We start from the raw sequence: 13,347 nt of genomic DNA on the forward strand, positions 1-13,347 counted from the left end.
CCTCATACAAACTCTATAGCTTCAGTGGGGCAGGGATCTATACATGCTCTACATAAAATTTTATCTTTACCAAAACGCCTGCATTCCATGATATTTGCTGCCTTCACTTTGCCATCCACTACTCTAAAAATAACTTTTTCATTGGTCGGACCAAATCCCCTGCCCGAACCATGAGGATCGTTAGCCACATCCACGGGACATGCTACTACACAATTCCCGCAACCCGAACAGAGTTCTTCATGTATGATTAGCCCGGTCTCCTCAACACCTTCCAGAGGTTTCAGTAGCTGCTCCAATTTAGTGTTAAAATCGCGGTATTTGTCTTCTTCCATGAGAGGGGGACATTCCTCATAATGTTTGGCTCTTGAAAGTAAAGCTACTGCGAATGCCATACAGGTGGATTCACCGCATTTCTTGCAGTTCGTTTTTGGAAGCAGTTGATAAATTTCCATAGCACTGGTCATGAAGTAACCTCAGATGTACATTGGTATAGGAATATACTAATATTAAAGGGTAAGTAGAATTTTAAAAAAAAATAAGAAAAAAAAGAAATATAAACCGGTGTTTTCACACCAGTTTATTTATTGGATGGTTTGGATCCAGTGTCTCAATACCTAGTTCATGAGCAGTCTCTGCCAGCATGATATCCACAAGGGCAACTGCCGGGAACACAGACCTGGCATTTTCGATTGGACCATACAACAAACAATCTGCACCAACGACCTGGGCGACCAGGTTTGTACCTATATCTGTGGGCATGTAGGCTTCCTTGTGTTCTTTCTTGAACTTCTTGAGCCAGTCCCATGCAGATGCCATGTTATGGAAACCGCCACCTGTTGGCAGTCCCAGATGTCCTTTAACAGCCATGATCGACCTGATGGTAGCACCAGATCCTGCACCTGGCGGCATAGCAGCCACATCAATTATGGGCCTGGTAATACCGCAGTCCCTGGCCACGTCAAGCATACCCTTTTCCTGACCGGTACCTCCTATTTCCAGGATGTCCATTTTACCCTTTACTGAGGGGTCCGTGGCATTGAATGCAAGCACAATTGCAGCATCCAGGTCGCTATCCCTTACCGCTGCGATCTCTTCTTCATTTACACTTGCATTGATGGAGTTGTGTATGGCCCTGTCCGCCACTCCGATCTCTGTACAATACTTGGCTGCTGCAGCCCTTACATCACCAGCTGATGAATCGATCAAAAAGGCTGTGGAATCATCGATCTCAACAAACCAGTCGATGAATTTCTTGATCGCTTCAGGTGTTTCACCGACGATCTGGTTGATGTACGGTAAACCCGTTATATCGCCCATCTCCTGCTGGATTTTCCACAATTCCTCAGCTGCGTTAGCGTCGAATATTCCCTTGTCTTCATCACTCACGATCTTATGTCTGCCATAGAACATGGTACTGATGAGCACTGTAGGATATTCTCCTGGTTGGCCGCCCATTTTAGTGCCGCCGAACTCAAACACTTCCTGTTTCTTATCAAATCTGAACATATACTATCACCTCAACAAAATTCTTATTATACCTTCGAAAAGGGATTCTCCACTCTGCAATTGAACTGGTGCAGACGGTGACAAACCCAATGCCGTAATAATCAATAGATATATTACGACAATTATCAGTCCTATACAAATGCCGTATAGAACTCCTATATCTCTGCCTATTCGTTTACCGATCCTTTGCTGCATCTCACTATGTGTGAATTCAATTTTTTCATCGATCAGGTCAAGCTTTTTTATGACCTCTCGATAATCTGTCGGATCAACAATAATCTCCGGAACAGTATTTTCAGCCATGTTAAATACCTCCCGCAATTATGGGCAATCCGATCATTATTACAGCAAATATGAATCCAAGAATAACACCTTTGTAGGCAACACCAACGCCTGAATCCAGTTTCTGGTTCCTGGCAATAAGCTGCCCCTTGTACCTGATATCTTTTGTTATCATATCAAATACAGGCAGAGAAGGATTTACCACCATGGGTACTCCTTTTCCGTACTCAAATTCCTGGGGTGATTCAGCGATCTCATCATTCATATTACACACCTCCCAAGATCAAAAGACCAAGAGTTCCCAGGGTCAGGGTTATGCCTATCATAGCACCTTCGATCTTACCAGAATACACACCTGATGCGAATTTGTTTAAATTGCCCATATCTGTTGTCTGGGCCTGAATTAAACGCATCCTTGCCTGTATCATGGCGACCTCTGCAGCCATTGGCCTCATTCCTGCACCTTCTTCTTCTTCTGCACCTTCCTCCTTGATCTCAATGATCATTGGGTCGGCGTCGAAGGCTCCCGGGTCCCTGGCAGCCAGTTCCTTGATCTTGCTGGTAATCTTTCCTTCATCCTCAGTATCGATCAGATTGATACATTCGACCTGTTCCTGGAATCTGGCAATTGCCTCCTCTGTCAGGTTTTCGATATATGGAATGGCTCCTACGGCATCCACGATCCTGTTCTCAAACGTACCATTGGCATGGATCTTGACCACGGCATCACCGGTAATATGACCTTTGACCTCAGAACCCGTAACCAGAAGGAACCTGATATTTGGATTTGAGATTATATTTGCGACCACTTTTTCGATACCTATATTCTCTGTTTTGCAGGGACCTGTAATAGAAGCCCCTGCAGACAGATAGGGTCCTGCAGCCAGATGGGAACCGCAGGTGATAACAGCCACACAATCATGGGGATTACCAATTTCGTATTCCCCTTTCATGACCGGCCACCCTACAGCTGGTTCTTTTTTATCAGCCACTTATAACACCTCCCAGTTTTATCATCAAGGCCACCATGAACATGAGGATCAATCCTCCTATGAAACCATAGAAAATATTTGTCCAGACTCCGGCAGTGACTGCGGCTTTCTCTCGACCGGGGAATGATGCCATAAGCTTTTTATCAGGACCCAGCTGGTTCATCATATCATCTGCTATCTTATTAAGTTCATCCACATAGGTGGATATCCCGTCAAGGGAGTATTCCAATATATCTTCTCTTTCCTTTGCCAGAATTCCGCTCATGGGCTCAAGTATCAGGTGGAATTCAGGTGCAACTCTAACGTGGCTCATTCCAGTTCCTCCTCTGTTGGCAGTAATCCTGTCCCTGTGACCAGGTATGCATCATGGTGAGTGTCAGCCATGAACTTCTTAAAGTATACTACGAATATTATCAAACCCACTACAATGGTCAATGCACTGGAGACTGCATCGATAACAGTTAATGAAGCCACTCCGGCAAGTACCATCATAAGAGATCCTTTTTCCACCGCAACATGCAGTGTCCTGTACTGGGTCTCATCAGGCCCCAGGCAGGCATTGAAAGGATGCAGTATTGCCATTGCTCCACCTATAAACACGAGAGCAATATAACCGGTCGTAATAACTCCGGGTACAATACCCTCATCAAATCTGAAATCTCCGGCAATGACAACGCTTAGCCCTATCATGACAAGACAACCAGCACCTGCGATCTCTACCATTGATTTTTCCATAATGGGTATGTTCATTTTCAGGATCTTATTTGCCATTAACCCTATTATCAGCCCGATAATAGAAGCTGTAATAAATGAGATTATGGGACCTGATGCTGCCGGCAATGCAATAAGACCTGATTCAGGTAATGATAATCCGAACATAGCCGCAACAATACCCATACCCAGGGCAAGCATACCAATGGAAGGCACACCTGTACCAAGACCGTAACTGCATACCCGGCGTACTGCATCAGCACCCCATACTGCAGCCAGTATAGCACCTATACCTGCCATGAAGGAGAATATGGTAGTATCCAGATTCTGATTTAATAAAGTCAGGTATATACCGGCAAGTCCGCCTACTGCTCCAAGTACAATGACATTATTTGGTGAGATCCCGCCTGATGCGGGTCCGCCTGCTGCAGTTGACATCAGCTAACACCTCCCATGATGGGGAAAGCTATTACTGCACAGAGTAGTGAAGCCACCAGGCATGCAATGATTGCCTTTGGTACCCGCTTGAATTTCGGGTCATGGAATCCTTCAATGGTACCGCCTATATTGTACGATGCAATAACAGAATTCACGTAGAATACACCAGTTGCAAATATAGCTGCAAGGGCAACAATACCCGAATTAGTATAATCGCCTCCGATATTCATCAATTGAACATAGATCAATGAACCGCCAACTCCTCCCAGGAGACCGCCGATGGCACCGCTCACAAAGCTTACTGTAGGAACACCATGGCCTTCCGTCCCTTTTGATACGTATATATCCTGAACATCACCGGTTATGGGATCTTTCTTTACCTTTGCTGAAACGGGTGGTACACCCACACCATAAACATATACAAGCTGGCCAATAAACATCGTAACTGTGATCATGATCATAGCACCTACAGCTCCTGATGCCAATACCAGGATCATATTGGAATTAGTGAGTCCTGCCGGAGTTGCTAATGAATTATACATAAATCCGGCACTGATAAGACCGGTCAGACCTGCTCCGGCTGCCAGCTGTACAGTACCTGTACCCACACCAGTTGCCTGGGCCATTGCCGCAGGGGCTCCTCCCACTGGTATGAAATGAACTCCCAAACCTACCAGGACACCTCCCAGAGTTATTAAGAAAATTGTTGTTACTGGATCGATCATGCGGTTACACCTCCACTTTCCTCCTTATATGGACCGTATGCCTTTCTGGCTTTTACCTCAACAAGCCTATTGGCAAGTATCAGGATCAAGACGATTATTATTCCCGTAATAATAGCATTGATGCTCCCGGGAACCGGATCCATTCCACTGAAAATTGTTGATCTCCAGTTGTCCAGGAACACAGTCAGGCCAAGTGCCAGTCCTGTCATTGGGCCGCCAAACTTAGCGCATGCCCAGACATTATCCATACCGTTTCTAAGACCAGATTCGGCTTTTCTTACAATATTCCCTGAGAATGCAGCATTTAATCCGGCACCAAATTCCTGTTGCTGGAACTCTCTTTCCGCACCATAATGGACATCACCTGTTGATGAGCCAATGGCTCCTGCTGTTATTCCCCAAAGTAATGCCAATAGCGGCAGTGGGAATGGGTGTCCCATAAAATGGTCCATTATAAATGAAAAACTCACTATACAAAACACTGCAATAAATCCATGTCCCATAATTACAGGGATGTGCCCTGTTACCATGTCCATGTATATCGGTTGTTTGAAACGTTTTTGACTTGCACAACGCCCTAAATGCGCCGTAATTGAGAATAATCCGAGTACAAGTGCAGCAATAAATGCACCGATTGCGATAGCAAATATCACTGACATTTCCTTAGCGATCAATACTGAAGCCATCGTCCCACCGGTGGCACAAAATAGGCCGTAAGATACCGGTTCTCCTGAAATGGCTTTGTTAAAGATCCTATGGGGGAAGTTCATTTGAGCAGCAAGTTGCACCTGAGAGTTAGGGTTACTCTGGGAGCCGACATCTGATTCCAGATCTTCGGCTGCACCTGCGATAGTGGCCAGAGCCCCAGTCAGCGCAACAATGCCCATATCCATAATTATTGGATCAGTCATTCTATTTTCATCCTCCTATACTTATAATTGTAATCAATGAGATCTTTCTATCCAAAAAAATCCAGATCCCATATCTCATGTCCAAAAACTAGTATATACTAGTTTATTTTATATTGGATTACCAGAAATCCTTTATAAACTTTTCTAAATTAATATGCGGTGGACTAATTGGCGTATCAATAAAAAAAGCAAAAACCTCAAGTCCCTATATCCCATCCTTCCATATATTCATACTGATGGGGTTTGAGGGTGTCGATTCTTATATCAAGGGCCTCAAGTTTGAGTTCAGCTACTTTCATATCTATATCATTTGGCACAGGATGTACACCTGGTGTAAGCCTGGTTTTGGAAATATACTCAACACTCAATGCCTGGTTAGCAAAACTCATATCCATTACTTCTGCAGGATGGCCGTCCCCGGCAGCGAGATTTACAAGCCGCCCGTCTGCCAGCACATTTATCCGCCGCCCACCCAGGTCGTATTCGGTTATGTTATTGCGCACTTTCCGGATTGAAATGGCCATTTCTTTTAAATGGTCAAGATTTATCTCCACATTAAAATGCCCGGAATTGGCAAGTATGGCCCCGTCAGGCATTAATTCGAAGTGTTCCTTTGTCAGGATATCCACATTGCCGGTGGTGGTAACAAAGATCTCGCCAATTACCGCAGCTTCGATCATTGGCATTACACGATAACCATCCATCTTGGCCTCTAAGGCACGGATCGGGTCTACTTCAGTTACGATCATATTTGCACCAAGACCCACCCCACGCATGGCAGCACCTTTACCACACCAGCCGTATCCTGCAATCACAACGTTCTTACCGGCGACCAGGAGGTTTGTGGTGCGTATTATACCATCCCAGCTGGACTGCCCGGTACCATAGCGATTATCGAACAGGAATTTTGTCATAGCATCGTTCACGGCGATCACAGGGATCTTCAAAACACCGTCCCTTTCCATTGATTTCAGTCTATGGATGCCAGTTGTGGTCTCTTCACATGCACCCAGGATGTTCGGCATCAGTTCCTGTTTTTCTGTGTGAAGTTTAAAAATAAGGTCAGCACCATCATCAATGGTGATATCTGGTTTATGGTCAAGTACGGCATCAATGGCACTATAATATTCCTTATCAGAACAATCATATTTTGCATAACAAGAAATATTCTCCCTGGTGTCAAGAGCCCTTGCCACATCATCCTGTGTACTCAGGGGATTACAGCCTGTTATAGCCACTTCTGCGCCCCCCGCTGCCAGGGTCTCAACCAGTACTGCTGTTTTTGCTTCCACGTGCAGGGCCATTCCCACAATATGGCCTGAAAGGGGCTGTGTTTTGATAAAATCCTCTCTGACCTTTGCCAGTACAGGCATATGGTTCTTTGCCCATTCGATCTTCATATTCCCTGATTCGATCAATGTTTCAGTCATTCATGTTTCTCCTTGAAAAATTGTAAAAATAAAATCATTTATTTATTAATTATTCTTTTTTCACTCTCTGGATTAGCTTTTCAGCTGCAACGGCTGCCTCTTCCATAACTTTTACCTGGTCTATGGATTTGACCACTCCATCTTCCATCAAAATATTTCCATTCACAATCGTAGTCTTCACATCAGAGCCTCTGGCGGCATATACAAGATGGGATATTGGATTATGGACTGGAAGTAAATGGGGTTTATTCATATCCACTATTATCATATCTGCTAACATGCCTGGTTTTAATACTCCGACCGGGACCCCCAGAGCCTTTGCACCATTTAAGGTTGCCATTTTCAATACTTTTTCAGCCGGTAAAGTCGTAGGATCCATGGAATTTACTTTATGAAGCAGGGCCGTGGTTTTCATCTCTTCGAACATGTCCAGGCTGTTGTTGGAAGCACACCCATCCGTGCCCAACGCTACGTTTGCACCACGTTCTAACAGTTCAGGCACCGGGGCGATGCCTGATGCCAGTTTCATATTGCTAATTGGGCAGTGGGCAATATTCACATTCCTGTTGGCAAGGATATCCATGTCTCCCCCGGATAGCCAGATGCAGTGGGCAGCCAATACATCAGGTCCCAGAAAACCCAGTTCGTCCAGCATATTCACACTGCACATCCCGAACTGCTCTTTCATCTGGTTCAGTTCAGCCTCGGTCTCAAGCACATGAATATGTATGCGGGCATTATCCTTGAGAGCCTGTTCCTTTACAAGCCCCAGGAATTCCCTGCTGCAGGTATTTGGGGCATGGGGACCGTACATTGCGGTAATACGACCTTCGGCACCACCGTCCCATTTCTTAACAAACCGGGTCCCTTCTGCCAATTCGAAATCAGCCCTGGATTTATCTCCCAGGTCGATCATGCCGTATGAAAGGGCTGCCCTCATCCCTGATTCTTCAACTGCCCTGGCTACACTGTCCACATGGACATACATATCTGCAAAAGCTGTAGTCCCTGATCTTATCATCTCAACACACCCCAGCATGGTGCCAATATACAGGTCTTCGTCTGTGAGCATGGCTTCTGCGGGCCAGATATGATCTTTAAGCCATTGTTTTAGAGGCAGATCATCTGCATAACCGCGAAAAAGCGTCATGCCAATATGTGTATGGGTATTGATCAGGCCAGGCATTACGACGCAGTTGTTGGCATCGATCACTTTTTGTGCTAGTTTTTCCTCCTTACCCACATAGGTGATCTTGCTGTCTTCTATAAGCACACACCCATTTTTAATAGGAGGTCCGTCCATTGTAATTACATAACCGTTCTTAATGAGAATATCAGCCATCTAGTCCTGATAAACAGTTTCAATAATCAATAAGGTTTCTGATAAATCCATTAAAAACATGCGCCGATCGGGATTCGAACCCGAGTTCATGGCTTGGCAAGCCACGGTGATAGCCACTACACTATCGGCGCACAATGGTATCTAGTGGAATCCTCATAGGAGAATATAGTATATAGATTTTTGGTTGTAGAATTACCTTAATGTGACTATTAATTTTTTTGTACAATTTATTTGTCTATAGGGTGTTTGAATCGATACTGGATCCTCCTGATCAAACCCCGTATGGTCTGTACCTCCCGGGATGATAACCTTGCGCGGCCAAGGATACGCCTTAGCATTAATATAGTCTTGTCTTTCTTGTGTACCGGGTAATCGATATCATTCAGCATCTCCTGGATATGATCATACATAAGGTTTTGATCAAAACGCTCTGCAAGTCTCATTTCCCCGCCTTTAATATCGCTTAATTCGTATAATACCACAGCTACTGCATGAGAAAGGTTCATGCTGGGATATTGGAGACTGGTAGGGATACTCATTATTATATCACAGCCCTTAAGCTCAGCATTACTCAAGCCCTTATCTTCCCTTCCAAACAGGATTGATACCAATCCCCCTTTTGCTTCCAGTAATTTTCCAATCTCACGAGGGGTGTAAGCAGGCATCCTGATATGTTCTTCAACTCTTTCCCCGGGTTTACCTGTTGCTGCAATTATTAGATTTGAATCCCCTACTGCTTCAGAAATTGACGGAAAAACTGAAGAATTGTTGAGAAGGTCCCGGGCATGCATTGCAAAAGCCCTGGCTTGTCCTTCGAGTTGGGGGGGATTGACCAAAGCCAGATCAGAAAAGCCAAAATTTTTCATAGCCCTGGCAACGGAACCTACATTTCCCTCATATAATGGTTCAACCAGAACTACCCGTATTTCCAGATCAGAATTATGCATGCTCTGATTTTGAGACTGGATGGTTATATTGGTTATGATTCAAAACACTTCTTTTTATTTGTTCATGACTGTTTTTTTTCCATTGCAATGTCAATAAGTTTTCTGGCCCAACCCAATTTTTTCTTTTTAATAGCAGAAACATTGATGTCATCGAAATCGAATCCGATCATTGTTATGCTGGAAGCACAAAAACTACGTGCAAGAAATACACAACGATCCCCATCTGTAAAGCCCCCGAAGTTGTACACATTCTCAAGAGGTGCTACCTGGGTAGAACCAATAATATTGTAAAGCCCGGGTAATACCTGGCCGATGACATGGATATTATCTCCATGTGCATGAACGACCATAATAGCCCCTTTTCGGCTGGCTTCTATCTCTGTTTCAATATCCCCATCCAGGTCTGTTACAATGATATCAGGAACAACGCCTTTTTTAATAAGTACTTCAGTGGCCCCATCGGCAGCTATAATAAAATAATTAATCAAATCAATATCATTCAGTTCAGCTTTAAGGGTAGATGCATTGCCACAGATCAAAACATCTTTTGCTTTGATCAATGCCTGAAGGCTGTCTAACGATACAATTCCGGATGGGGCCATGCCAGAGAGCATATCTGATAACTTTCTGGCAGAATACTCATCCTTTACACGGTCATAACCCATATCCCTGATTATTTCCAGATATATGGGTTCCCAGTCTTCAAATTTCATGACGATTTTGTAATGCTCATTTTCATACTCGTCCCCTCAACATCCCACTCCTTGACCAATTCGCCCTCTGGGATTATATCAAGACCTATAACCAGCAGGTTTGACCTGACTTCTCCTGCTATATGGGGTTCCAGATCAAGCACAAGATCGCAAATCCTTTCATCTTCTATCAGGACCATGGCTTTTACCGTGGCCTCAACTTCCAGGTCCAGTTCCTTTCTCATATCCTGCAGGCGCCTGATAACCTCACGGGCATATCCTTCAGATTCCAGTTCCCTTGTAAGTAAGGCATCCACATATACCAGACCATTAGAAAATTCTGCTGTGCCCACATGTTCAGGAATGGTTTCCTGGAATTTGACCATGTCTGAGGTAATAGTGGCAGTGCCGCCAGGAATTTCCAGTTCATACTGTCCATCCGACAGTAAAGCCTCCTTGAGTGCCAGGACATCTGTTGAACCAAGGGCTGATACTACCTTTTTAGCAGCTCCTTTAAATGTGGGACCAATAACTTTTGGCTGCGGTACAACTTCAATACCCAATTCGTCCCACAATTCTCCGGCACCAAGTATGATCACATCCTTACTATTGGTTTGCTCAAGCAGCACATTTCTCATAGTTACCACGGCCAAAGCAACGTTTTCATTCTCTGAAGCCACGACGATCTTATTTACAGGCCATCGCAATTTTCGCTTGACCTTCTGCCTGGCATTGGATACAGCTTCCACGATATTGCGGATTATCTCCATCTGTGTTTCAAGTTCTTTATCAATAAATGCTTCATCGGCAACCGGCCAGTCGCACATATGGATTGATTCAGGACTGTCCGGATCCAGGTTTCTTACCAGATTCTGGTATATTGATTCTGACAGATGTGGAGTAAAAGGCGATATGATCCTGGCCAGCTTGGTCATTACTTCATAGATCACCCAGTAGGCAGCCAGTTTATCGGGATCGTCCTTTTCCACCCAGGTTCTTGGCCTGATGAGTTGTATATACCATCTTGAAAGATCTTCAAGTATAAAATCAGATATAGGCCTGGTGGCCCTGTGAAGGTTATATTCTTCCATACCAGTGCTTACTTTAGATGCTAAGGAATTTACCCGGCTCAGAATCCAGCGGTCTTCCGGCCTTAAATGAGATTTTACAGTATCGTAGCTTGATTTTGCCGGGTCGAAATTGTCCATTGCCATATACGGCAGCGGGAACCGGTAAACATTCCAGAAGATGTTAAGCATCCTGCTTACGGTACTTACCTCTTCCCAATTGAACTTTAAATCTTCCCATGGAGCATTGGATGATAGTACATATAACCTCAGCGCATCGGCTCCGAACTTGTCTATCACTTCATAGGGAGCCACCACATTTCCAAGACTTTTACTCATTTTCTTGCCTGAATCATCCAGTGTGAACCCGTGCATCAATACGTTCTTGTAAGGTGCCTTTCCGAACGCCAGCATGCTGGCACCCAGTTGGGAATAGAACCAGCCCCGCGTCTGATCATGACCTTCAGTAATAAAGTCTGCAGGCCATAGTCTATCGAAATCTTCATGCTCGTGGGGATAGTTCAGGGTCGCCCATGAGGCCACCGCAGAATCAAACCATACATCAAATACATCCTCAACCCGGTTCATATTACCGCCGCATGTGCAGGCAATAGAAATAGTGTCCACATAAGGTCTATGCATGTCCAATATATCCTGGCCTCCTGAACGCTGTTTGAGTTCTTCCTTTGTTCCAATAACCTCTATCTTACCACAGGCTTCGCATACCCATATCGGTAGTGGAATGCCCCAGTAACGCTGGCGGCTGATGCACCAGTCCCGGGCTCCCGATACCCAGTCCGCGAATCTGGCAGAACCTGCCCAATCAGGATACCAGGTTACTTTTTCGATCTCGTTCAGCATTTCCTGCTTGATCTCTGAAATTTTAAGGAACCACTGTTCAGTAGCCAGATAAATTATAGGGGTCTTGCAGCGCCAGCAGTGCCCGTATCTATGTGAGATAGTACTTTTATTAAGTAATCGTCCTCTTGCTTCCAGGTCATCCAGTACTTGATCATCGGCTTCTTTTACATATTTGCCCTCATATTCCCCTGCTTCGGATGTGTATCTGCCGTCCGGACCAACTGGGCAGAAAATCGGGAGATTGTGTTTGGCACCTAACACAAAATCGTCCAGTCCGTGACCTGGAGCTATGTGTACGCAACCTGTATTTTCAGCAGTCACAAAATCGTCCATATAAACATTATGTTCAAACTCGGCCTGTGCTGGCACTTTATCAGCAAGAGGATGTTCATATGAGAGTTTTATCAGATCCTCCCCAAGCATGCTTTCCAATATCTCGAAATCATTATAGCGTCCCGCTTTCAGCACATGCTCCACAAGACTTGAAGCCACATAGAGTATATCACTTTGAGCTTTATCCTCTTTCCATGCCCTTATTTTACTGTATTCAAAACCTGGATGAACTGCCACTGCGATGTTGGCAGGAATTGTCCAGGGTGTTGTGGTCCAGATAACAATATAAGCACTATCCTCAGATTTTACCTTGAACTTGATATAAACCGAAGGATCTTCCCTGTCCCAGTATTCCACTTCACTGTCTGCAATGGCAGTTTCACATCTTGGACACCAGTTTACCACCCGCTTCCCCTTCTCAAGCAGTCCTTTTTCAAACCCCTGTTTTAATGTCCACCATGCTGCTTCTAAATATTCATCCTTAAGGGTCATATAAGGGTTTTCCCAGTTCAGCCAGACACCAAGATCCTTGAACTGCTGGGTCATATCATTCTTATGGTCCAGTGCAAATTGCCTGCATTTTTCTATGAATCGCTCTACTCCGTACTCTTCGATATCCTTTTTGGACTTAAAACCAAGCAATTCTTCAACTTTGACCTCAATGGGAAGCCCATGCATATCCCACCCGGCCCGATCCCGGACATGAAAATGATTCATAGTCTTGTAACGTAAAATTGAATCCTTAATTATCTTGTTCCAGGCAGTCCCAAGATGGATATGGCCTGTAGTATAGGGTGGGCCGTCTACAAAATAAAAGTCTGTATCACCAGCTCTCAATTGCCTGGTCTTTGGATATGCATCAATTGAATCCCAATACTTTTGAATGTCTTTTTCTAACTTTTTTGCGTCATACTTAGTTGTGATTTCTTTTATCATTCCCGATTCTCCGGATAAGATACATTATTATGAATAGAGTAGGTAGTAATCATTACTCTTACAATTATGTTCTGTTTACTATTATTTTCAGCCATGTTATACCGTTTTTAGACAGGGTATTAGTATAAAAAGTTTTATTGTGGTTTTTGACAATTTGCATTTCTTCTAATGAGA

General features: G+C 44.4%; 14 protein-coding genes and 1 tRNA gene. All 15 read right to left on the reverse strand.

Going from position 1 to position 13,347, the window contains the following annotated elements:
• Positions 1-2: 2 nt before the first annotated feature.
• The 15 genes from IBX40_01040 to IBX40_01110 all read right to left on the reverse strand — a co-directional run bounded on the left by IBX40_01040 (position 3) and on the right by IBX40_01110 (position 13,173).
• The gene (locus IBX40_01040; protein MBE0522916.1) at positions 3-464 is read right to left on the reverse strand and encodes a 4Fe-4S binding protein; all 462 of its coding nucleotides are present in this window, start codon (positions 462-464) and stop codon (positions 3-5) included.
• A gap of 103 nt (positions 465-567) precedes the next feature.
• Positions 568-1,506 (reverse strand): tetrahydromethanopterin S-methyltransferase subunit H, encoded by a 939-nt coding sequence (mtrH, locus tag IBX40_01045; GenBank protein ID MBE0522917.1) that lies wholly within the window; start codon positions 1,504-1,506, stop codon positions 568-570.
• A 6-nt stretch (positions 1,507-1,512) separates the two neighbouring features.
• Positions 1,513-1,809, reverse strand: a complete 297-nt coding sequence (gene mtrG, locus IBX40_01050; protein MBE0522918.1) for a tetrahydromethanopterin S-methyltransferase subunit G — start codon at positions 1,807-1,809, stop codon at positions 1,513-1,515.
• Position 1,810: 1 nt separating this feature from the next.
• On the reverse strand, positions 1,811-2,053 hold the full coding sequence (locus tag IBX40_01055; GenBank protein MBE0522919.1) for a tetrahydromethanopterin S-methyltransferase subunit F: 243 nt from the start codon (positions 2,051-2,053) through the stop codon (positions 1,811-1,813).
• Between the two features lies 1 nt (position 2,054).
• On the reverse strand, positions 2,055-2,780 hold the full coding sequence (locus tag IBX40_01060; GenBank protein ID MBE0522920.1) for a tetrahydromethanopterin S-methyltransferase subunit A: 726 nt from the start codon (positions 2,778-2,780) through the stop codon (positions 2,055-2,057).
• Positions 2,773-3,093 (reverse strand): tetrahydromethanopterin S-methyltransferase subunit B, encoded by a 321-nt coding sequence (locus IBX40_01065; protein MBE0522921.1) that lies wholly within the window; start codon positions 3,091-3,093, stop codon positions 2,773-2,775. The genes IBX40_01060 and IBX40_01065 overlap by 8 nt, the downstream gene beginning before the upstream one ends.
• A complete protein-coding gene (locus IBX40_01070; protein MBE0522922.1) occupies positions 3,090-3,932 on the reverse strand; it encodes a tetrahydromethanopterin S-methyltransferase subunit C in 843 nt (280 codons plus the stop codon). The genes IBX40_01065 and IBX40_01070 overlap by 4 nt, the downstream gene beginning before the upstream one ends.
• The gene (locus IBX40_01075) at positions 3,929-4,654 is read right to left on the reverse strand and encodes a tetrahydromethanopterin S-methyltransferase subunit D (GenBank protein ID MBE0522923.1); all 726 of its coding nucleotides are present in this window, start codon (positions 4,652-4,654) and stop codon (positions 3,929-3,931) included. The genes IBX40_01070 and IBX40_01075 overlap by 4 nt, the downstream gene beginning before the upstream one ends.
• A complete protein-coding gene (locus tag IBX40_01080; protein MBE0522924.1) occupies positions 4,651-5,565 on the reverse strand; it encodes a tetrahydromethanopterin S-methyltransferase subunit E in 915 nt (304 codons plus the stop codon). The genes IBX40_01075 and IBX40_01080 overlap by 4 nt, the downstream gene beginning before the upstream one ends.
• Before the next feature lie 197 nt (positions 5,566-5,762).
• Positions 5,763-6,995: an adenosylhomocysteinase gene (locus tag IBX40_01085; protein ID MBE0522925.1), complete on the reverse strand. Its 1,233-nt coding sequence runs from the start codon at positions 6,993-6,995 to the stop codon at positions 5,763-5,765.
• A 49-nt stretch (positions 6,996-7,044) separates the two neighbouring features.
• Positions 7,045-8,337 carry an amidohydrolase family protein gene (locus tag IBX40_01090; GenBank protein ID MBE0522926.1) on the reverse strand — a complete coding sequence of 431 codons (1,293 nt, stop codon included), beginning with the start codon at positions 8,335-8,337 and terminating at the stop codon, positions 7,045-7,047.
• A 59-nt stretch (positions 8,338-8,396) separates the two neighbouring features.
• A tRNA-Gly gene (locus IBX40_01095) sits at positions 8,397-8,468 on the reverse strand.
• A 96-nt stretch (positions 8,469-8,564) separates the two neighbouring features.
• The gene (locus IBX40_01100; GenBank protein MBE0522927.1) at positions 8,565-9,284 is read right to left on the reverse strand and encodes an RNA methyltransferase; all 720 of its coding nucleotides are present in this window, start codon (positions 9,282-9,284) and stop codon (positions 8,565-8,567) included.
• Between the two features lie 62 nt (positions 9,285-9,346).
• Positions 9,347-9,997 carry a DUF115 domain-containing protein gene (locus IBX40_01105; GenBank protein MBE0522928.1) on the reverse strand — a complete coding sequence of 217 codons (651 nt, stop codon included), beginning with the start codon at positions 9,995-9,997 and terminating at the stop codon, positions 9,347-9,349.
• The gene (locus tag IBX40_01110) at positions 9,994-13,173 is read right to left on the reverse strand and encodes an isoleucine--tRNA ligase (protein ID MBE0522929.1); all 3,180 of its coding nucleotides are present in this window, start codon (positions 13,171-13,173) and stop codon (positions 9,994-9,996) included. The genes IBX40_01105 and IBX40_01110 overlap by 4 nt, the downstream gene beginning before the upstream one ends.
• Between the last annotated feature and the right edge of the window lie 174 nt (positions 13,174-13,347).

It is taken from the genome of Methanosarcinales archaeon, from assembly GCA_014859725.1.
In the GTDB taxonomy this organism is placed as follows: domain Archaea; phylum Halobacteriota; class Methanosarcinia; order Methanosarcinales; family Methanocomedenaceae; genus Kmv04.

What these genes read in the sequence shown, in the direction of transcription:
- mtrG (MBE0522918.1), bottom strand. Translation starts at nt 1,809, where the DNA reads ATGGCTGAAAATACTGTTCCGGAGATTATTGTTGATCCGACAGATTAT.
- mtrH (MBE0522917.1), bottom strand. Translation starts at nt 1,506, where the DNA reads ATGTTCAGATTTGATAAGAAACAGGAAGTGTTTGAGTTCGGCGGCACT.
- IBX40_01040 (MBE0522916.1), bottom strand. Translation starts at nt 464, where the DNA reads ATGACCAGTGCTATGGAAATTTATCAACTGCTTCCAAAAACGAACTGC.
- IBX40_01085 (MBE0522925.1), bottom strand. Translation starts at nt 6,995, where the DNA reads ATGACTGAAACATTGATCGAATCAGGGAATATGAAGATCGAATGGGCA.
- IBX40_01100 (MBE0522927.1), bottom strand. Translation starts at nt 9,284, where the DNA reads ATGCATAATTCTGATCTGGAAATACGGGTAGTTCTGGTTGAACCATTA.
- IBX40_01110 (MBE0522929.1), bottom strand. Translation starts at nt 13,173, where the DNA reads ATGATAAAAGAAATCACAACTAAGTATGACGCAAAAAAGTTAGAAAAA.
- IBX40_01065 (MBE0522921.1), bottom strand. Translation starts at nt 3,093, where the DNA reads ATGAGCCACGTTAGAGTTGCACCTGAATTCCACCTGATACTTGAGCCC.
- IBX40_01075 (MBE0522923.1), bottom strand. Translation starts at nt 4,654, where the DNA reads ATGATCGATCCAGTAACAACAATTTTCTTAATAACTCTGGGAGGTGTC.
- IBX40_01055 (MBE0522919.1), bottom strand. Translation starts at nt 2,053, where the DNA reads ATGAATGATGAGATCGCTGAATCACCCCAGGAATTTGAGTACGGAAAA.
- IBX40_01090 (MBE0522926.1), bottom strand. Translation starts at nt 8,337, where the DNA reads ATGGCTGATATTCTCATTAAGAACGGTTATGTAATTACAATGGACGGA.
- IBX40_01105 (MBE0522928.1), bottom strand. Translation starts at nt 9,997, where the DNA reads ATGAAATTTGAAGACTGGGAACCCATATATCTGGAAATAATCAGGGAT.
- IBX40_01080 (MBE0522924.1), bottom strand. Translation starts at nt 5,565, where the DNA reads ATGACTGATCCAATAATTATGGATATGGGCATTGTTGCGCTGACTGGG.